Raw genomic sequence first — 18,769 nt, 5'->3', positions numbered from 1 at the left:
ATAGATTGATCGCTGGGCTCCTGCGCATCGCGAGAGACGTGGCAAGGCGGAGCCAAGGGTGTGAGGCGGGCACCCGACAGGAAAGGCGCCCAACAGGCATTTTAATCCGACCGAGGATGCGAGCGGCAGGTGATGCCGATCGCAACCGCAAATCGGTTGGGTCCGAGGACACCCTCGGCGAAGTGCCCCATGACCCAAGGACAACACCATTTCCTGGAGGACATGATCAAAGCGCAGAGTGATCCGGTAACTTGAAATGAGATGGTCGGCGTCGGCATTGTCCGCCGCCTCCGGCCTGCGCGACAGCGTTTCCATTCAATGATCTCGTGTGGCTCCGTCATCTGGCAGGCGACACGCATCAGCCGTTGCACAGCATGGGACTATCCCCAAGTGACACCGCTCGCAGCCACCATTGGGCCAACCTTCCTACGCCTTGATGGGGTTCGAACCGTCGACCCATAGATTATTGGTATGTTCACGCGGTTGGGGGCAAAGGATCAGTGCCTTCGCTAAGGATCGCGAGATACCGCCGGTAGCTAAATACGCGACCTCGCTTGCGGCCAGTGACCTCCTCAACTACACCGAAACGCTCCAGGTCTGTAAGTGCCGCATTGACGGTGGGCGCGGAAAGGCCTGTCTGTTGAACGAGCTGATTGGCCGTCATAAACGGATTTTGCTGAAAAAGGTCGTGGATCCGAAGCGCCGAGCCCGCTCGGTCGCTTTCGGATGTGATGCGCTCGCGGTCTTCCTTAAATACGTCGACGATCTGGGTCGCCGCGTGAAACGCCTGGTTGGCGGTGTCGGCAACGCCAGTGAGGAAGAAGTCGAGCCACGCTTCCCAATTGCCTTGTTCGCGAACCTCCTGAAGCAGTCGATAATATTCCGTCCGATGGGCCTTCAGATAAAGGCTCAGGTAGAGCAGCGGCTTACGCAGAACCCCGTTCGTGCAAAGATACAACGTGACAAGGAGGCGACCGATTCGCCCGTTGCCATCTAAGAATGGATGAATCGTCTCGAATTGGACGTGGAGAAGGCCAGCCTTAATTAGTGCCGGTAGTCTCGACCGATCTTCATGCATGAAACGCTCAAGGGCATCCAGGCAGGCGTCCATTTCCATGACAGGCGGTGGGACGAAGAGGGCGTTGCCAGGCCGCGTCCCGCCAATCCAATTTTGCGAACGCCGGAATTCTCCCGGATTTTTGGTGCCACCACGCCCACTGTGCAGCAATCGCGCATGCATTTCGCGGATCAAACGCAGCGACATCGGCAGCGCTTCTAGTCGCTCCAAACCATACATCATGGCATCGACGTAATTAGAAACTTCGCGAATATCGTCGATGGGCTGGCCTGCCTAGGCTTCGGTCTCAAAACGCAGGAGATCGGACAGTGTCGACTGCGTCCCTTCGATCTGCGAAGATAGAACAGCCTCTTTCCTGACATACATATAAAGGAAGAGTTCCTGACGAGGAAGCAGCATCGTGATGCCATCGAGCCGTCCGAGAGCTCGCTCTGCCAAGCTAAGGCGCTCCAAGAGTGAAAGCACGTCAATGGCAGGTAGCGGCGGCAACGCAGGTGGTATGAACGCCCGCACTGTTTCGCCGGCAACTGATGTTTCGACAAAGCGCCCGCGCCGCTGATTGGGTTCGGACAGACATGACGCGAGTATGGGTTTCGGCCGCTATTTAAGCAAGCGTGGCTTTATTTAAATAAGGAGAAAACTAAGGTAAGCCCTCTTAAATAAGCCTCGCCACGTTCGACCGCCTTGACGGGATCTGAACCGGCGAAGGCTTGCAATCGATCCGGGGTTAAATGGACAGGCAGCGCGCCACGCTCAACCCATTGTGATGGGGGAGGGCGCGCCGCGCTTGCAGCCGCAGCTGCTGCAAGGGCGTAGGTCTTCACCGTCAAACTCTCCCCTGGTTCGGGCGTCGAAGATTCGGACATCACTGCCAATCTGCCCCTTCAAGATTCGGCGATCCACCAGGCCGACCCTGCCAGCACCCGGCACGGCCTTGAAAGAACCGCCTTCAAGCGGTCTAGCGGCATCGAGAAGCTCTGGCCGCCCCGCGATTACCCGCCAGCCTCCGTTCAGGATAAATGTCTCGACACCGTAATACTGCAATATGAACCAGGCCCGTGCGGCTTCAGTCATCTGCCCGTCATCGTAAACAAGGACCACTCCCTCTTCGCCGATCCCCAGTTCGGTAATTGCTTTTTGCCAGTAATCCATGTTGTCAAACGACGTCTCGCCGGACCTCGCGGCGACTTCCCAGTCTTCGATGGGAACGCGGACAGATCGAGGCGCATGATCGCGGCCAAATGCCTCGGCAACCCGGACATCCAGGATGTGCATCTTTGGACGATCTTTTATGGAAAAGGCTTCAATGATCGGGTCGTAGCTCATGTGCATCTCCGGGCTCTTGAGCACAAGGACGGGCGACCTCAGCAAGCCGCCCATATCGAAGTTATATAATAAATTTACAGACTTAAGGTAAACGCAGCCAAAATCCGGATGGCTTCGCTACAACGCGCGGCGATTTCGATTTTAAACACGCGCTCTATTTTCCACTTCATTGGGCCGGCGGTCGCGGATCTATCCTGGTATCCAAAATCCCAGGTAACTTTCGCGCCTTAGGCGCCAGAAGAACGGCTCGTTCGGAGCATCGAAGGAAGCCCCAATCTGCAGCAAAGTGCGGTCGATGAATCGCGATAACCACCTGGAGATCCGCTCGGCTGCCGTTTGCGGCGCTATGCGTTCTACCTGTCTCGCGCAGCCCGATAGCTGGCCGCATGATGCCGATCGGGCACCTTGTCGCCGTCTCTGAAGATCTTTTGCCGCAGCGAGCCTTCCTGGTAGGTAGTCTTGTAGATCCCACGATCTTGCACGGCAGGTACCACATGCTCGACAAAGTCTTCGTAGCTTTCCGGGACGACGGTGCGGGCCAGATTGAACCCATCGATCTCGCCCTCCTCGATCCACGACGCAAGTTCGTCCGCGACCTGGGAGCCGTTGCCGACGATCGTTGGATAGCGCCCACTGATGGCGAGTTCGCCAAGTAACTGGCGCTTAGTCCATCCACGCTGCTTCGCAAGCTGGGTTTGAGACTGAATGGCATTGGACGTCCCGTAGGCGATCTCCTCGTCGAGATCGTATTTCGAGAAGTCGATGCCGGTACCAGCCGAGAAATGAGCGAGGCCTGCTTCCGGATTTGCGTAACGGAGATATTCGGCATGCTTGTCTTTGGCTTCACCAGTCGTTGCACCGGTGACCACGGTGACGCCTACTAGGATCTTGATGTCCTCCGCTCTGCGTCCTGCATCGACAGCTTCCTGGCGGAGAGCACGGGCTGCGGTTCGGGCCGACGATTTGTCGCTGCCGGTGATAAACACGCACTCGGCGTGACGGGCGGCGAACTGCCGTCCCCTCCCCGAGGTTCCCGCCTGATATAGAACTGGCGTCCTTTGCCGCGACGGCTCGCTGAGATGATATCCGTTCGACCGATAGTATCGGCCGTCATGCTCCATGGGCCGAACCTTGTTCGGATCTGCAAACACGCGGTTAGGCTTTGTCGAGCAAGATGACATCGTCATCCCAACTTCCCTCCCAGAGCTTGTAAAGCACCTCGAGATATTCGTCGGCTCGATCATAGCGACTGTCATGCTCGGCCTGGGCGTCTTCTCCTAGAGCTCTGGCCGCACTGTCGAGGTAGCCGGTGAGATATTCCAGCCGATCCTGCCGTCCGTCAGGTGGTCGAGCGTCGACATCCGCCGGGCAAATAGGTAGGGCGCTTCTGAGTTGACGTTGACAGTGACGCCAAAGCCCAGATTCTTCGTCACCGCGGCCATTGCCGAAACCAGCAAGAGCGGATCGTTGATGGGTAACTGGATGGACTCCCTCACTGTAAGATCCGCCGAGCCTTGATAGACGTCGTAGACGCCGATGATATCGGCGAGAAACACGCCGTCGAACAGGCCGCGTTCCAGCGTCTGGGCGAGCGACGTCCAGTAGTCGAGGGTCTTGTACCGGTGTGACTGATCGCGCGGATGGGTCCAGAGCCCGTGGTTGATGTGGCCGACAGAGTTCATGTTGAACGCGTTTAGTAAGATCTGCTTCTTCTGAGCCAAGGTCTCCCTCCGCCTCCGTTTGCCTTCAGATTGCGCCGTGACGTGGCGGTAGCTTTCCGCTCAGATAGTAGTTTCCGATCGCCTGGTATTTCCAGCGAACCGGGTCGTGCAGCGTGTGGGTTCGCACATTGCGCCAGTATTGGTCGAGGTTGTCCTCCGAGAGCGTGGACGAGGTTCCCGAAAGTTCGAACAGCTTGCTGCCGGCCAATAGCCCCGCCTTTGTCGATAGGATTTTCGCCTCCGCCACTGCAACAGATGCCGCGGCGACAGTCTGTTCCGTCATGTCGCACTGTGCCGTGTCGACCAGCGCCGCCGCTCTGGCGAGCAAGGCTTGGGCCGCCCGCAGCCGCACCTTGACCTCGCCGACGCCATAAAGGGTCAGCGGATCATCGACGGCCCGCTCGACCTTCGCGTCAATCCACGGACGCGAGCGCTCCCTGATGAACCGCAGCATCTCGCGATAGGCGCCCTGCCCGATGCCGAGATCGATCGCGGCATGCATGAGCTGTGCCTGTGGGCCTATCGTCGTCGGCCGGTCGAACGACGCCTTGAACGGTACGATCCACTCGGGTTTGACCTGCACATGCTCAAACTGGACCGAGCCGCTGCCGGTAACACGCTGACCGAAGCCATCCCAGTCGTCGGTGATGGTAACACCGGGCGCGTTGCGGGGAATGAAAACCAGATAGCTGGTCTCAAGCCCGTCTTCGACCGCGACCGCAAGAGTTGGGATCCAATGCGCATAAAGCGCACCGGTGCAATAGAACTTGCGCCCCTCGACGAAAGCACCGCCTTCATCGCTCACAAGCCTCGTTCGCCGCGTGAAGTCGCGCTGTCCCACTTCCGCCAGAGCGTTGCCAAACCGTTCTCCTGCAAGGACTCGGCCGTAGAAGAATCGCTTCTGCTCATCGCTGCCGCCGACCCGCAGTACTTCAAGGGCGTAGTTCGTCTAGGTGGCCAAGGGGCGATCACGCCTATCTCCTACCAGCAAATCATTGAGATCGCCTGTCAAGTCGGCCGGGACCGAGCGCTCTGGAACAGCCTTGCTGCATGGGTCGATCACAAGATTGCTACGGCAGCAATGGGTTCACCGTCGAGCTAGCGTAGCCACTGGCGAAATTGACGGACCGACACCCAGAGGTGCGTTGGAACCTAGGACCGAGGAACCCGCTAACCGTTGTAAATTCCTGAAACGGGAGGAAGTCTTGACTGAAGGTCACATATACATCCTATTCAATCCAGCCTATCGCGCAAACCAGTATAAGATCGGAATGACGACTCGGACGCCCGAAGAAAGGGCCGCCGAGATCTCGTCAGCGACGGGAGTGCCTCAAAACTTCGAAGTGCTGTTGTCCAGACGGGTGACGGATTGTCATCGGGCGGAACGGTTGATCCATCAGAGGTTGGCGGAGCATCGGTCCGGTTCGGACCGTGAATTCTTTCAGGTCAGTCTCAGTTTCGCGATTGATATCCTCAATGAAGTTGCCGCCGCAGTCGGACTTCGTCCGGAGAAACCAGCTGTACAGGAACCAAGCGCTCCGATGGCTGATACTGTGACCACAGGCGACATCGATCTTGTCCCGCGTAAACCTTCCGTAGGACCACAGAGGAGAAGGCAAGAAACGCCGGGAGGCCCTGCCTCTTTCGAGGATCACATTGCCTACGCCGACGCGGTCAGGCAGCCGCTTCTGCGTGAGCTCCGTGACCATATCCTGGCGATCGATGGCCGCTTGCGTTCGGGCGAGGTCGTCACGCCTCGGCAACGCATCGCCTACAAGGTTTCGGGCGGGACGAACTTTCTGGAGATTAAGGTCCAGCGAAGGGCAATCCTGATTCGCCTGCCCGAGACCAGCTTGGTGGACGCTGAAGAGAAAGTGCGAAAGATACCCGAGACGCACGGATGGGGGCGATTGAAGGACGAAATCCGCATTTCGAGCGGTCCCGATATTAAATACGCGCTTCCGTTTGTAGAAGCTGCATGCCGGACAGAACTCAAGAGTCTAGATTAAGCTAAATTTAGAAGGTGCATGATCTTTCAACCGGACGGAATAACAGGCTCAAGGCGGAAATTGCGAATGAGCGCCTTGAACCAGTTCGAACCACCGACCCATTAATTCTCAGCACCGACAACAAAGCCTAGCTCGTTGGCAAAGTGTCTGGCCATTCCTGCGCGCCATGGAGGACGCGAAGAATGCGGACCGCTGTTTCGGTAATTGCATACGCCGCGACGTACGGCGTACCGTTAATTACCAGTTCGCGGGTCCCAGCAATTCTGCCGACACGACCGCTCGCGGGAAAATCTATCAACCGACGAACGGCAGCAACGATCCGTTCGTCGACCAGAATAGCGGCTGACGGATTTTCCGCTTCTATGTATGTGAATATGGCGTCGCGATCCGATAATGCGAAGGCAGACCAGGTAAGCTTCACGATTTTCGAGAACCCGCGTTAAGTCGGGCTGCCGCTCGACGTTTAGCAAATTGTGCCTCGACTTCATCATCCGAAACGTCCGGTCGAGTATCGTTCAGCGCTTCAAGCACCTTGGTGCGAAACCAAGCGTCATGGGCCTCGCTGCCTGAAAAAAGCTCGAGTGGCAGCGCACCCTCGTTGGCCGTCCGGGTGAGCAAGATACGAACCGCGTCCGACACTGTAAGCCCCATGTTTTCAAGCACTGCGGAGGCCCGATCCCGAACTTCGGCATCAATACGAGTTTGCACGAGTGCATTTGCAGCCATAGCTATCTCCACTTTTCGATGCGATGGTAATGCAAATGAATGACAAATGCCACAGCGCTTTTTGAGCGGCCTTCGCCCCTCTCGTTTCTTTTAGTTGCTCATGTATCTGAACAGGCGGCGTAATCTCAATCACGTGGGATAACGCCTATTTATGAAACTCGGACTTCTGGCGCCTATTTGGTAGTGCAAGAGTAGAGGATCGTGGGGCCAGAACAGCAGATGTAAAGAATCCAATCGGTATTCTTTCGTGCCATGATTACTTCCCTGCCGTATTCACCAACACAATGTTTGTGGCGACCCCACCGTCGGAGAGATCCCCCTTTTTTGCCTAGCGTTAGCGAAGACGTAGTTCCCCTTGCAGCCCGCCGCTGCCGCGTCACGGAACCTTTTCTGCGACGCCGCATATCGTTATCACTGGGCATTCATGACGATCAGGCCTTTGCCTTTGATGCGCTCCCCACCTTCCATTTTTTGGATGAGATCGATAGCGCCATCAAGCGGCACCGTGCGGCCGATGGAGATTTTGAGCTTTCCCTGGGCCGCGAGCGCGACGATTTCACGCATCGTCGTCTCGTCCTGTTTGCCCATCACGAATTTGCGGGAGCGCGAGAGGAAGATACACACGATCTTTGCGAACGAAGAATTGATATCGAGGATTACGCCTCCAGGCTTGCTGAGCCTGCTCTCCTCCCGGACCGTCAACCCACCATGCGTGTCGAAAACGACATCGAACTTTCCGTACTGCTCAGGCGGAATTGGCTGCCTGTAGTCGAGCACAGCGTCGACACCGACGAACTAACCTCATTGTCGCTCCACGGTTCCCGTACGATGCCGGACGAAAAATCCCCGCTTTAGCGGGGATGAGTGGGTGGGGTTGGTTTGTAAGCATTGCGCACCAGGGTGCACGACTATTTTGCGCGACATTATTTTAATTGCAATAAGTAGTACTTTACCCTTTTCGAGTTATGCTTCCCGATGTAAAGTAACTTGTTGTACGTTATCGGACAATAGAGGGAAGGCAACTAGAAATCGAATTGACACATCCTATTATCTAGAGGCCGCTCGGCGATTATTTGCTAACCCCAAGCATTTGTCTCCTGCGCCGGGCGGCGATCCGGTCTTTGGTCAGTCACGCCAATTGTTGCGCCGCTTAGGGAACGCCCTCCTGAAGCAGCGTCTTCCCAATGTCTTCTCCAGCGGGCCACTGAAAAGCACCCGCAGGCCCTTTTCAGCCAGGAGCTCCTTCAGCCGGCCCTTGGCGACCAGCTCCTCTTCCGTTCCTTGATGCTTCGCGTGCGATCCGGTCTCCGGTATGTCGATGCCTGAGCGGTACACTTTCCCCAGCAGCCACGCATCTTCGGCCGTCGCATATGGTATTGCCATCGACAGCGGTCAGCGATGCGCAGATGGGCAAGGCCGCAATCATTGTCCATTAGATCTCAGACAAGTGTTCGACAACGTACCACGTGGTTCGACATGTCTTATTTAATAGCATTCTAATTTAGAAATGCTTAAAACTACTTGGCAGTAGGAGGACCGAGAAAGCATGCAGCGTATTAAATCTCTCGAGAATGTCGAAACCAGACCGGTGTGGTCGGTAAAGGATTTCGCCAAGCGCCACCATCTCACTGACATTGAGGAAGCCCGCCTGCTGCAGCTATTCGGCCCCTTTGCTACAGCATCCGAACTTCTTCATAACGCTCAGCGAAAGCCCCGGTGGCGTTAGTGCTACGCCCGGCTCATCGCTAGCCGAGCGTCCGTCGCAGTCAGTTCGTGCGGACGGAACGCTTGGGCTGCCAACTCCTTCACCTTTTCAGGCTTCGAACTCCAAGAAACTTCCCTCAAGCTTCAGGGCGAACTTCGCCAACTTCATGTTTTGTTGGACGGTGTCGTCTGCTGCTCGAGGAAGACAACGAGAGGTCGTCGGCGAAGCACGGCCTGGATCCGTTCCGCCGTCATCTTGAGCACCGTGTCGCCGGCGCCGTGCCCAAGGGTGTCGTTGACCGGTTTGAAGTCATCCAGATCCAGCAGCATCAGCGCCAGCTTTTGACCCTTCGGCATGGGAAAGCTTGTCTCGAGATCGCTGGTGAATTGGCGGCGGTTTGCCAATCCCGTCAGAACGTAACTGCACTGTCCAGATTGCCGTTAGCTTGGGCTGTCCGAGCAGCTTCCAGCTTTTGTTCGTCAGGCCAGGACGAAGGGTAGACCAATGCAGCCTTCACCTTCAGTTCCTCGTCGGGATCAGCAATGCCCGCACGTAGTTTCTCTTTCAGGGATTCCCGGTGGTTGATCTCATTTTCGTTGGCGACCAGTTCTTCTTCACTGTAGCTCGGCGGACCGGCACGGCCGACAATCTGCTCGAGCTCGTTCGTCGAGGCTCCGCTTTGCTCAGCGGTTCGAACTTGCGCCGCGACGTCTTCGCGTGCCTGAACGGCAGTCGTTGTTCCCGGCAAACGGAGATTTCTGGAGTAACCGCCGCACCGACTGAGCCAACCGACGAGATCAATTTGTGTTCCTATGAAAAATAGCCGCGGCATGACCGCCGAAAAAACGACAAGAGCTTCGATGCTGCCGCCGCCCGGCAGGGAAGCGAGGGCTGACAAATGCATGCGGCGTTAGTCCGCATGCGCGATCGCAGGCGGTCAGAAACGGTCGCGTTGTGACTGACTGGAGCCAGTCGCGGCCTCCTCTATCCTCACATCCGCTTTTGCAGCGCATTGGTTGCCTGATCGAAGCCAGCCCACGAAAGTGGGATGGCGAGTGTCGCAAGTGGCGAGGCGACGTAGACCACCATGTTCGCAATCTCCTCGACCGTTGCCGGCCGCTGGATGATGGAGGTCGGCCGATGCGTCGTCCACCACGACCGGTGCGGCGCTGAGAGCCGATGGCGGTGTCGTGGAGTCGCTTGCCTAGAGGCGAGCAGGCGAAGTGCAGCAGAACCGACGGTGGTCGCCTTGAACCGAATCGAACCGCCGTTCAGCGGGCAAAATTCTACTTCGCGTCAATGACTTCCGACACATAAGAACGGAGCGTGTTTAAGACCGATGCTTTTGCATTTGATGACTTTACTGTCGACCGCCGGCGGCGATCGGGAACGCTATGAGGCCCATACTGGGGCTCAAAAGCTGTCCGCAATAGAGTTCGCGAAATGGAGACGTGCGAAAGCGATATGGCTGGTATGGCAAGCCATACACCATTTAGGCAAAAGAAGATTGACCGTATATCGAAACTCTGATTTATGATTTACGGTAATGATTATACCCCGACCCTCCATTGAGACTGCTCTTGAACGGGCCTTGGCGCGCGCACCCGTGGTCGCGCTGATCGGCGCACGTCAGGTTGGCAAGACCACGCTCGCTCGCAAACTTGCGGATCGAGTACAAGGCACAATTTATCTGGACCTGGAACGCGTAGGTGACAGACGCAAACTGGAAGATGCGGAAGCGTTCCTCCAAGCTCAAGCGGGGCATTTAACGGTGCTCGATGAGGTACAGCGATTGCCGGCGCTGTTTGCAGAGCTGCGGGGGATCGTTGACGATCGGCGCGTTGGCGGCGAGCGGTCAATGCAATTCCTGTTACTGGGATCGGCGTCGTTGGACTTGATCCAACAGGTTTCCGAAACGCTGGCCGGACGAATAATCTATCTCGAGATGCCGCCAATCAGTGCGGAAGAGGCTGAGGCGGCTTCTATCAGCATAGACGAGTTGTGGTTGAGAGGTGGCTTTCCCGATAGTCTGACTGCGGTGACGGATGAAGATAGCTACCTCTGGCGGCAGGCATTCGTCCGCAGTTATCTCGAACGTGATGTTCCGATGTTTGCGCCCCGTATGCCGGCCGCAACAATAGGACGGTTTTGGACGATGTTGGCAAACGGCCAAGGAAATACACTTAACAGCGCGCGGCTTGCCCAGGGTTTGGGAGTATCTGCGCCTATGATTGGCCGGTATATTGATCTCCTTGTTGATCTCATGCTGGTTCGCCGTCTCCAGCCTTGGAGCGGCAATCTCGGCAAGCGTCTTGTGAAGTCGCCGAAGATCTATGTTCGCGACAGCGGGCTCGTTCATGCCCTCCTGGAAATAGGAACGCTTCATCAATTGTTAGGTCACCCCGTAGTCGGACCAAGTTGGGAAGGTTTTGTACTAGAGACGCTTATCGTCGCAGCTGGTCCCGACGTGGTTCCTTTCTATTACAGGACAGCCGATGGTGCCGAGATCGACCTTGTCCTTGAACAGGCTGGCAAACCTAAGGTGGCGATCGAGGTCAAGCGCGCCAGCGCTCCGCAAGCTGAGCGCGGCTTCTTTGTGGCCTGCGACGATCTCGGAATAGAAAGCAGGATCGTCGTTGGCGCAGGTGCTGAGGATTATCCGGCGAAAGGCGGAGTCAAGGTGCGCACACTCCTGTCGGCTGTCAGCGAAGTTCGCGAAATCCTAAAATCACCGTTTGCGGCGTAAGCAGATTTATGGAACTGCATTGAACTGCATCATCAGCGGCTTGGCGTTTAGCCGCTGTCGGGTGCAGGTAGTGGCCGACATTTACGCCGGCCCCGGAACACCGCTATAACCGATAGAAGCGCGCGGCGTTGTCGTGAAACAGTGCGAGGCGCTCGTTTGGAGAATAGCTGGCGGTGATGGACTTGAAGCCGTCCATGATCTTGTCGTAGCTGCCGAACAGCTTGTCGACCGGGAAGTTCGAAGCGAACATGCACCTCTCTACGCCGAACGCTGCAATCGCCTCCTCGACATAGGGTCTGATGCTTTCGACCGTCCAGGTCCAGTCGCCCATTCCGAGACCTGAGATTTTGCAGGCGACATTGGGCGCCTGCGCAAGCATGCGCATCCCACTTCGCCACCCCTCGAAATGGCTTGGGCCGTCAACCTGCATGCCTGTGTGGTTCAGGATGATCTGCACGCCAGGAAAGTCGCGGGCAAGATCGAGAAATTCTTCCATCTGCCAATAGTAGAGCTGGAGGTCGAAACTGAGATCCCGTCGGGCAAGTTCCTTGAAACCCCTGCGCCATTCCGGCGTGCGGCTAACGCCAGGTTCGGTCAGGTAGGTCTTGGCAGAATCCTGGTGATGGTTCATCGACTGCCGAATGCCGCGGAAGTTCGCGTAAGTCATGTGCTCGTCGAGGAGGTCGCCGACGTCCGGCTTCCTAAAGTCGGCATATCCGACGATGCCGTGAGGAAAACCGTGCTTGTCGGCCACGCCCTGCAGCCACCGCGTCTCACCGGCCGGATCCTTCGGATCGTATCCGACGTCGAGATGGACTGCCTTCACCAGGTTCTGGTTCCTGGCGTCCGCCAGAAAGTCGTCGATGAGGTAGGTTTTGTTGATCGCGGTGTAGTCGCCGAAGGCAGACGGTTTCACGCCGTCCGACAGCCACGGATAGTAGTTGTTGTCGAGATCCCACAGATGAAAATGCGGATCGATGATCGGGAGGTCTTTCATGCCTGTTGCCTTTCAAGAGATTGCCGAAAAGGACGCCGGCCAGAACAGCCGGCGTCGGCACCAGCTTAGTTGGCGGGCGGGAACACCCGTGCGATGACCGCCTTCGCCTCCGGCGAATCGACTTTGTCAGCCGTCACCAGTGGCATAACGAGAGCGAGGTCTTTCTTGACCGGCGCACCGGAGATTGCGTTGAACACCTGCTGCGTCCCGTCGATTCCTTGTCCGACCGCCTCCTGGAAGAAGATGCCCTGGATCGCGTTCGACTTCAGCAGCGAGATCGTCGTCGGGCTGCCGTCCGCTACCGCGATGCCGACCTTGCCCGTAAGACCGCGGGTCTGAAGGACCTTGGCAGCGCCGGTCCCGGCCTCATCATACATGCCGTAAATGGCCTTGATGTCAGGATGGGCGGTGAGCATGTCATTGGCCTGCGTGACCGCCTCATTGACCGTAAGCCCCCTTGTCTCCAGCATCTGTGCCAGATCGCAGCCACTCGCCTTGAACGCCTCTTCGGCACCCTTCAGATATTTCTGGGCGTTCTCGCGGTCCTGCGGCAATGAGAGCATGCCGACCTGGTTGCCGCCACGGTCCTTGGCAAGCTTGCAGACGAATTCGCCCTGCGCCTTGCCGGTCTCGTAATTGTTTGCCGTAACCGACGAGGTGTAGTCGGTCTGGCCGGGCTGCGGGCCGATGCCGGCGAAGGCGACGGGGATGTTCTGCGATTTCAAGTAGGCGAGGAGCGGCGGCGTGCTCGTCGAACTGACCGGGCCGATCACGACGGCGTCGACGCCCTTCGTTACGGCAGTGCGGGCATTGTCCATCTGTTTTGCCGGCGAATTTTCGGACGTGTACTCGACATAGTCCATGCCGAGTTCCTTGGCCTTTTCCTTCACGCCGTAGCCGACCCACTGCCAGTAGGAGATGTCAAGCGACGGCGCCAGGTACGCCACTGTCTTCTTTTCCTCAGCATGAGCGGCAGCCGAAATTGAAAGGGCCACCATTGCAACGCCGGCAAACAACCTTACTGCGTGTTTCGTGCTTTTCATTTTCATTACTCCTCCAAAGACCGGCTTTGCCGGGTTGATGTCAAACGGCCCCCCGCCGCGACTTGCTGAAGCGGTCGATGAGGACCGCGATGAGAATGGCGACGCCGGTGACCGACCCCTGCCAGAAGCTGTTGATGCCGATGAGATTGACGCCGTTCTGGATGACGGTGATCATCAGAGCTCCGAGCACCGCGCCGACAGCGGTGCCCGTGCCGCCGAGCAGGCTTGCACCGCCGATCACGACCGCCGCGATGGCCTGGAGCATGAGGCTTGATCCCGCGGTGGATTCTGCGTTGAGGATGTAGGAGATCGTCAGGAGGCCGGAGAACGATGCAAGCAGCGAGGACGCAACGTAGGCCACGAATTTCGTGCGCTTGACCGGAATGCCAAGCAGATAGGCAGCCGTCGAACTGCTGCCGACGGCATAGAACCAGCGGCCCGCCACCATCTTCTTCAGGAAGAGCTCGATTGCGATCAGGAGGATCACGCAAAAGAGGATGTAATTGGGAACGCCCGGTATCAGGCTGCCGCTGTTGAGAAGCCAGAAGTCCGGATCGCCGATCGGCATCGAGCGCCCGCTGGTGACGATAAAGGCGAGCGAGCCGGCCACGGCAAAGGTGATGAGGGTTACGACGAACGGCGCCAGACCGGCGATCGTGACGAGGAAGCCGTTGATCGATCCGAAAACAAGTCCGACGCCGAGACCGATCAGGCTTGCCGAGATGCCGCCAAATCCATTTGCCATCGCCTGCGCGGTCACCATGCCGGTCAAGGAAAACACCGAGCCGACGGATAGGTCGATACCGCCGGTGATGACGACAAGCAGGACGCCCAGCGACATGATGATAAGAGGCGCACCGGCCTGCGTGATATTGGCGAAGTTGCCCCAGGTGAGCGCCTGAGGAACCTGCGAGCCGACCGCAAGGGCCAGCAGCACGATGGCCAGAGCGATCGCGATCTCGGTCCTGTAGGCGCTAAAGAGGCTTTCCCTCTGCCTGATTTGTGTTGCCGGCGCCTCAGTCGGCGCGATGTGTGCCCGGGTCCCAGTCATGCGGCCATTCCAGTCAAGGTAACAAGTTTCTCTTCACTGAAGTCGTCGCGGTCCATCACGCCGGCACACCGTCCCTCGGTGTCAAAGGCGATGACGCGGTCGCAGACTTCCAGCAGTTCGACATTTTCCGTGGACCACCAGACGATCACCGTGCCTGAAGCAGCCATCTGTCTGATGAGCTGATAGATCTCACGCTTGGTTCCGATATCGACGCCTCTGGTCGGTTCCTCGAGGACGAGCAGCCGGGAGGGCAAGCCCAGCCAGCGGGCAAGCAGCAGCTTCTGCTGCGTGCCACCGCTCAGCGTGCTCGGCAGATCCCAGACGGAAGCGGCCTTCACCTTCAAGGCCTTCAGCAGATCGAGGCATTCGCCCCCTTCAGAGCCGCCGGCGAGGAGCGCGCCTCTGGTCACACGGCGGGACGCCATCACGTTATCGATGATCGGAAGACTGTGGAGGACTCCCTTGTGTGCCCGATCGCCGGTCACATATCCCGCTCCCAGGCGGGCGGCTTTGCGCGGCGATCGGAGCTGGTCCGGCCATCCCGCACGCGCAACCGTCCATCGCTTCTTCCGGGCGGCGCCTGTCAGCGCTTCGATCAGTGCCGCCGGTCCAGCCGGTGCGCCGGCCACGCCGAGGACGGTGCCTGGCTGCAGTTCCAGTCTGACACCTGCCTCCTCGATGGTAATAGTGTCCGTCGCAGCGGAGGCGTCCGACCGGTATTCGGGCCGCGGCGTCCGTTCCGGTGCATGAGAGGCTGCCACCTGTCCCATCTTTTCGATGATGCCGGCGTCCGTCAGCTCTGCCATCGGCTGACGATCGGCTACCGTCCGGCCGTCGCGGATGATCGTGCAGACATTGGCGATCTGCCTGATTTCCTTCATCCGGTGCGAGACGAACACGACCGACAGACCGGTATCCCGGGTGAGCCGCCTCAGGACCGCAAACAGCCTCTCCGTCTCAAGAGTTGTGAGATTGGCGGTCGGCTCGTCGAGGAGGATCAATTCCGCACCCGAAGAAAGAGCCCTGGCAATTTCGACCATCTGACCTTCGTGGAGGCTCAGGCTGCCCACCAGCCTGTATAGAGACTTGGCGGCGAAATCCTGGTCGATCATTCTCAGCGCATCGTAGGCCTGTCCCGCTGCGGCCACACGCCGAAACAAGCCCGAACCTCTCCTTTGATGCGGCAGGGCAATGTTTTCGGCGACGGTCAAATGCGGCAGGAGCGCAAGTTCCTGGTGCACGACCGCGACCTTCGCCCTGCCCTCGGCCTCGCTCCGTTCGCTGCCCTTGCTGTCGAAGAAGCGGATCTCTCCATCGTTGCGCGAGGCCGCGCCCGTGATGATCTTGATCATCGTCGACTTGCCGGCGCCGTTACCGCCAAGCAGCGCATGAACTTCCCCTCGCGCAACGGAGAAGTCGACGCCTTTGAGGACCGAGGTCGCACCGTAGGACTTTGTAAGTCCTCGGACGGTGATGACGTTCTTGGACGTTTCGCTCATCGGACGCTCCTCAGTAGATCGTCAGCGCCGGCACGAAGCTGACCGCAAGGAGGAGCAACATGGCCATGCCGAAAAACGGCCAGAGCTCGTTCGTCGTGGTGCCAAGCGGCGCCTTTGCGATTGAAGACGAGATGAACAGGGTCGTGCCGATCGGCGGCGTGTAGAGCCCGATCCCGAGGTTGATCACCATCATCAGTCCAAGCTGGACCCGGTCGAGGCCGATGGAATCGGCCAGAGGAACGAAGATCGGCCCGAGCAGGAGGATCGCCGGCGGCATATCGAGCGGCATGCCGACCACCAGCATGATCAGGTTCATCATGAGAATGATGACGATCGGACTGGAGATGTGCGTCGAAACCCATTCGGCCATGTGCTGCGGAGCCTGATCGAATGTCAGCACCCAGCCGACCGCCGCGCTGCCCATGATCACGAGCATGACGACGCCCGTCGCGACGCCCGCCTCCACCATGTTCTCGCAGAAGCGTTTCCAGGTCAGGTCACGGTAGAAGAGGATGCTGAGCAGCAGCGAGTAGACGACCGACAGGACCGAGACCTCTGTCGGCGTCGCCAGGCCGGATCGCAGAAAGACGATGATCAGGATCGGCAGCAGGATTGCCGGGAAACTTTGCACTGCCAGCCGCGCCAGCTCGCGCTTGCGGACCTTCACGGCCTCAATGGCATACCCCCGCCTTACTGACACGTACCAGCAGACGAACACGAAGCTCGCCGCCATGATCAGCCCCGGAACAATGCCGGAGATGAACAGATCACCGACGCTGACGCCGCTGATCAGAGCGTAAAGGATCATCGGAATCGAAGGCGGGATGAGGACGTCGATGACAGCGGAGGTCGCGTTGTTGGCGGCGCAGAGCGCCGGCGGAAACCCGTGCTTCTTCTGCCAGGGGATGAGGACGGAGCCGAGCGCACTCGCATTCGCCACGGCCGAACCGGATACGCCGCCAAAGACGACCGAGGATACGACGGTGGTCGAGAGCGGTCCGCCTCGCCACCGCTGCATGGCGCGCGAGGCGAGTTCAAGGAGCTGACGCCCCAACTCGCCGCCAAGCATCAGCGTGCCTGCAAGCATGAAGAACGGAAGCGCCAGCATCGGGAAGGACTGGGTCTGGTCGTAGACCTGCTGGGCGACCACCGAGAGCGGAACGTAACCGTTGAACAGGACTCCAAGCCCCGCTGCAATGATCAGCCCATAGCCGACGGGAACGGCGAGGACCATGAGGATGCAGAAGGAAATGATCATGACGAGTGTCATAGCGCGATCTCCTCGGGCTTGATCTCGAGGCGGTGATCCCAGCCCAGGCGGAGAACGCGGACGGTCGCGGCGATGGTGACGATGGACACCAGCACCGCGCCGATCGACAGCGAGTAATAGCCGATGCTGTTCGGAAGCTGCAGAACGGGGCTGTGTTCTGCCCCGGCAATCTCGGCCACCACGGTCGCCTGATATGCCAGCACCAGAAAGGCGGCGACGCTGATCGCGTTTGCTATGATGAGGGCCGTCGTCCGAGCACTGCCGTCGAGCTTTTCGTAGAGCCATTCGACGGCCATATGCCCGCCCGCATGGGCCGCAATGATGATCCCGGCGATGATGAACCATGGAAACATCAGCATCGGCAGCTCCTGGGCGAACGACAGTCCCCCGCTCGCTGAAACATATCGGGCCACGACGTTGGCCGAGGTGACCACCGTCAGCGCGATGCCGCTGACGATGATCACCAAACGGGCGAATAAGACGATGATACCGGCGACCAGATCGACGGCTGAATAAAACCTGCTCATGGGGCCTCCGGATCGTGAGAGGAGCCTCAGCCCCTCGCAGCTGCTTCCACCTGGGTGACAAAATCGCCGAAAGGCTTCTTCTTCCAGCTGTCCGCGACGGACGCGGTCGCCTTGACGAAAGCGTCGTGGTCGACTTCCACGACCTCGACGGCGGAGTTCTTCTTGAAGTTCTCGAGCACCTCAGCGGCCTTCTCGCTCGAGAGCTTCCGCTGCAGAGCACCCGCCTCCTTCGCCGCGGCCTTGACCGCCTCCAAATCAGACCCCAAGCGGGCCAGAGCGATCTTCGACATCAGGAACGGTGTGGATTCCCATTTGTGGGCGGTCAGGCTGATGTATTTGTTGACCTCGTGAAGTTTAGAGCTTTCGATATTGGCGAGCGGATTCTCCTGCCCGTCGACAACGCCCTGCTGCAAGGCGATGTAGAGCTCGCCGAAGGCGATTTGTTCGGTGCCTGCTCCCAATGCCTGGAAGATGTCGATGGTCATCGGATCGGCCGGCGTCCTGATTTTCATGCCCGCCAGGTCGGCAGGCGAAGTCACCTTCCGCTTCGAGTTCGTCAGGTGCCGGATGCCGTTGTCCCACCAGTCGAGCGGTACGACTCCGACCGCTTCGAAGCGGCGGTTGAGCTCGGCGCCCACCGGACCGTTCAGGACAGCGACGGCCTTGTCGGTGTTTTCGAACAGGAACGGCAGACCGAGCGCGCTGAGTTCCGGAACGATCGCCGAAGTTGCGCCCTGGCTGTTGGCAGTGAAATCCAGCGCGCCTGTCCTGAGACTGGTGAGCATCGCGGAGTCGCTGCCAAGCGTCTCGGCGCCTGCGACGTTGATCTGGATACGACCTTCGGTCTTCTCTTTGACGAGTTCCGCGAACTTATCCGCGGCCACGGTTCTGGGATTGCCGGGAGCGGCGCCATGGCCAAGGGTCAGGGTCGTGGCGGCAGCGCTGGCGGATCGGCTTGAAAGCACGATTGCCGGGGCCGCGAGCGCAGCAGCCGCGGTCGCCAGGAAAGATCTTCGATTGATCTGCAAGCTCATTTCATCCTCCATCACAAGCTTGTTTAAACGGCCGGCA

The 18,769-nt window shown here is 58.6% G+C and carries 15 protein-coding genes and 4 pseudogenes; 3 read left to right on the top strand and 16 right to left on the bottom strand.

Features of this window, described 5'->3' with window-relative positions:
- Positions 1-475: 475 nt before the first annotated feature.
- From EFD56_RS00510 to EFD56_RS00495, 4 genes and pseudogenes are all read right to left on the bottom strand, one after another.
- A pseudogene (locus EFD56_RS00510) lies at positions 476-1,651 on the bottom strand (Fic family protein).
- Positions 1,652-1,831: 180 nt separating this feature from the next.
- Positions 1,832-2,404, bottom strand: coding sequence for a sulfurtransferase (locus EFD56_RS00505; RefSeq protein WP_225880660.1), 573 nt, complete (start codon positions 2,402-2,404; stop codon positions 1,832-1,834).
- 353 nt (positions 2,405-2,757) lie between these two features.
- Positions 2,758-4,086 (bottom strand): annotated as a pseudogene (locus EFD56_RS00500) (LLM class flavin-dependent oxidoreductase).
- Between the two features lie 64 nt (positions 4,087-4,150).
- Positions 4,151-5,056: pseudogene (locus tag EFD56_RS00495) on the bottom strand (SfnB family sulfur acquisition oxidoreductase); the annotation flags it as partial.
- Positions 5,057-5,330: 274 nt separating this feature from the next.
- Between EFD56_RS00495 and EFD56_RS00490 the strand changes: the two are divergent.
- Entirely contained in the window at positions 5,331-6,134 is an 804-nt protein-coding gene (locus tag EFD56_RS00490; RefSeq protein ID WP_126904424.1) for a GIY-YIG nuclease family protein, read from the top strand.
- Between the two features lie 127 nt (positions 6,135-6,261).
- Here EFD56_RS00490 and EFD56_RS00485 read toward each other — a convergent pair whose 3' ends face one another.
- The 3 genes from EFD56_RS00485 to EFD56_RS00475 form a co-directional block, all read right to left on the bottom strand.
- Positions 6,262-6,555, bottom strand: coding sequence for a type II toxin-antitoxin system RelE/ParE family toxin (locus EFD56_RS00485; RefSeq protein ID WP_080574712.1), 294 nt, complete (start codon positions 6,553-6,555; stop codon positions 6,262-6,264).
- The gene (locus tag EFD56_RS00480; RefSeq protein WP_004669386.1) at positions 6,552-6,860 is read right to left on the bottom strand and encodes a type II toxin-antitoxin system RelB/DinJ family antitoxin; all 309 of its coding nucleotides are present in this window, start codon (positions 6,858-6,860) and stop codon (positions 6,552-6,554) included. Before EFD56_RS00480 ends, EFD56_RS00485 begins: the two co-directional genes overlap by 4 nt.
- A 411-nt stretch (positions 6,861-7,271) precedes the next feature.
- Positions 7,272-7,637, bottom strand: coding sequence for a zinc-binding dehydrogenase (locus tag EFD56_RS00475; protein WP_012490206.1), 366 nt, complete (start codon positions 7,635-7,637; stop codon positions 7,272-7,274).
- 769 nt (positions 7,638-8,406) lie between these two features.
- Between EFD56_RS00475 and EFD56_RS33055 the strand changes: the two genes are divergently transcribed.
- On the top strand, positions 8,407-8,586 hold the full coding sequence (locus EFD56_RS33055) for a hypothetical protein (protein ID WP_004669396.1): 180 nt from the start codon (positions 8,407-8,409) through the stop codon (positions 8,584-8,586).
- Positions 8,587-8,780: 194 nt separating this feature from the next.
- Here the strand turns inward: EFD56_RS33055 and EFD56_RS32905 are convergent.
- Together EFD56_RS32905 and EFD56_RS00460 are read right to left on the bottom strand one after the other, a co-directional pair.
- Positions 8,781-8,981, bottom strand: a pseudogene (locus EFD56_RS32905) (diguanylate cyclase domain-containing protein); the annotation flags it as partial.
- Positions 8,975-9,469, bottom strand: a complete 495-nt coding sequence (locus EFD56_RS00460; RefSeq protein ID WP_206513396.1) for a hypothetical protein — start codon at positions 9,467-9,469, stop codon at positions 8,975-8,977. The pseudogene EFD56_RS32905 and the gene EFD56_RS00460, both read right to left, overlap by 7 nt.
- A 642-nt stretch (positions 9,470-10,111) precedes the next feature.
- Between EFD56_RS00460 and EFD56_RS00445 the strand changes: the two genes are divergently transcribed.
- The gene (locus EFD56_RS00445; RefSeq protein ID WP_126904423.1) at positions 10,112-11,311 is read left to right on the top strand and encodes an ATP-binding protein; all 1,200 of its coding nucleotides are present in this window, start codon (positions 10,112-10,114) and stop codon (positions 11,309-11,311) included.
- Between the two features lie 103 nt (positions 11,312-11,414).
- On the opposite strand, the gene EFD56_RS00440 is transcribed toward EFD56_RS00445, so the two are convergent.
- The 7 genes from EFD56_RS00440 to EFD56_RS00410 all read right to left on the bottom strand — a co-directional run bounded on the left by EFD56_RS00440 (position 11,415) and on the right by EFD56_RS00410 (position 18,732).
- On the bottom strand, positions 11,415-12,308 hold the full coding sequence (locus tag EFD56_RS00440) for an amidohydrolase family protein (RefSeq protein ID WP_126904422.1): 894 nt from the start codon (positions 12,306-12,308) through the stop codon (positions 11,415-11,417).
- Positions 12,309-12,373: 65 nt separating this feature from the next.
- Complete coding sequence (locus tag EFD56_RS00435) at positions 12,374-13,351, bottom strand: substrate-binding domain-containing protein (protein ID WP_126904421.1); 978 nt, start codon at positions 13,349-13,351, stop codon at positions 12,374-12,376.
- Positions 13,352-13,391: 40 nt separating this feature from the next.
- Positions 13,392-14,402, bottom strand: a complete 1,011-nt coding sequence (locus EFD56_RS00430; protein ID WP_126904420.1) for an ABC transporter permease — start codon at positions 14,400-14,402, stop codon at positions 13,392-13,394.
- Complete coding sequence (locus EFD56_RS00425; protein ID WP_126904419.1) at positions 14,399-15,901, bottom strand: sugar ABC transporter ATP-binding protein; 1,503 nt, start codon at positions 15,899-15,901, stop codon at positions 14,399-14,401. Before EFD56_RS00425 ends, EFD56_RS00430 begins: the two co-directional genes overlap by 4 nt.
- A gap of 10 nt (positions 15,902-15,911) precedes the next feature.
- Positions 15,912-17,171 carry a TRAP transporter large permease subunit gene (locus tag EFD56_RS00420; RefSeq protein ID WP_012490211.1) on the bottom strand — a complete coding sequence of 420 codons (1,260 nt, stop codon included), beginning with the start codon at positions 17,169-17,171 and terminating at the stop codon, positions 15,912-15,914.
- Positions 17,168-17,698, bottom strand: coding sequence for a TRAP transporter small permease (locus EFD56_RS00415; protein WP_010024246.1), 531 nt, complete (start codon positions 17,696-17,698; stop codon positions 17,168-17,170). The genes EFD56_RS00420 and EFD56_RS00415 overlap by 4 nt, the downstream gene beginning before the upstream one ends.
- Positions 17,699-17,724: 26 nt before the next feature.
- Entirely contained in the window at positions 17,725-18,732 is a 1,008-nt protein-coding gene (locus tag EFD56_RS00410) for a TRAP transporter substrate-binding protein (RefSeq protein WP_041684146.1), read from the bottom strand.
- Positions 18,733-18,769: the final 37 nt, after the last annotated feature.

This window comes from Rhizobium phaseoli (genome assembly GCF_003985125.1).
Taxonomy (GTDB): Bacteria; Pseudomonadota; Alphaproteobacteria; order Rhizobiales; family Rhizobiaceae; genus Rhizobium; species Rhizobium phaseoli.
Note: the sequence above shows the minus strand (reverse complement) of the source record. Positions and strands in the feature narration are given on the sequence as shown.

Excerpts from the sequence above, each read along its gene's own strand:
- EFD56_RS00445 (WP_126904423.1), top strand. The coding sequence starts at position 10,112 with ATGATTATACCCCGACCCTCCATTGAGACTGCTCTTGAACGGGCCTTG.
- EFD56_RS00410 (WP_041684146.1), bottom strand. The coding sequence starts at position 18,732 with ATGAGCTTGCAGATCAATCGAAGATCTTTCCTGGCGACCGCGGCTGCT.
- EFD56_RS33055 (WP_004669396.1), top strand. The coding sequence starts at position 8,407 with ATGCAGCGTATTAAATCTCTCGAGAATGTCGAAACCAGACCGGTGTGG.
- EFD56_RS00460 (WP_206513396.1), bottom strand. The coding sequence starts at position 9,469 with ATGCATTTGTCAGCCCTCGCTTCCCTGCCGGGCGGCGGCAGCATCGAA.
- EFD56_RS00430 (WP_126904420.1), bottom strand. The coding sequence starts at position 14,402 with ATGACTGGGACCCGGGCACACATCGCGCCGACTGAGGCGCCGGCAACA.
- EFD56_RS00440 (WP_126904422.1), bottom strand. The coding sequence starts at position 12,308 with ATGAAAGACCTCCCGATCATCGATCCGCATTTTCATCTGTGGGATCTC.
- EFD56_RS00480 (WP_004669386.1), bottom strand. The coding sequence starts at position 6,860 with ATGGCTGCAAATGCACTCGTGCAAACTCGTATTGATGCCGAAGTTCGG.
- EFD56_RS00425 (WP_126904419.1), bottom strand. The coding sequence starts at position 15,901 with ATGAGCGAAACGTCCAAGAACGTCATCACCGTCCGAGGACTTACAAAG.
- EFD56_RS00435 (WP_126904421.1), bottom strand. The coding sequence starts at position 13,351 with ATGAAAAGCACGAAACACGCAGTAAGGTTGTTTGCCGGCGTTGCAATG.
- EFD56_RS00505 (WP_225880660.1), bottom strand. The coding sequence starts at position 2,404 with ATGAGCTACGACCCGATCATTGAAGCCTTTTCCATAAAAGATCGTCCA.
- EFD56_RS00420 (WP_012490211.1), bottom strand. The coding sequence starts at position 17,171 with ATGACACTCGTCATGATCATTTCCTTCTGCATCCTCATGGTCCTCGCC.
- EFD56_RS00415 (WP_010024246.1), bottom strand. The coding sequence starts at position 17,698 with ATGAGCAGGTTTTATTCAGCCGTCGATCTGGTCGCCGGTATCATCGTC.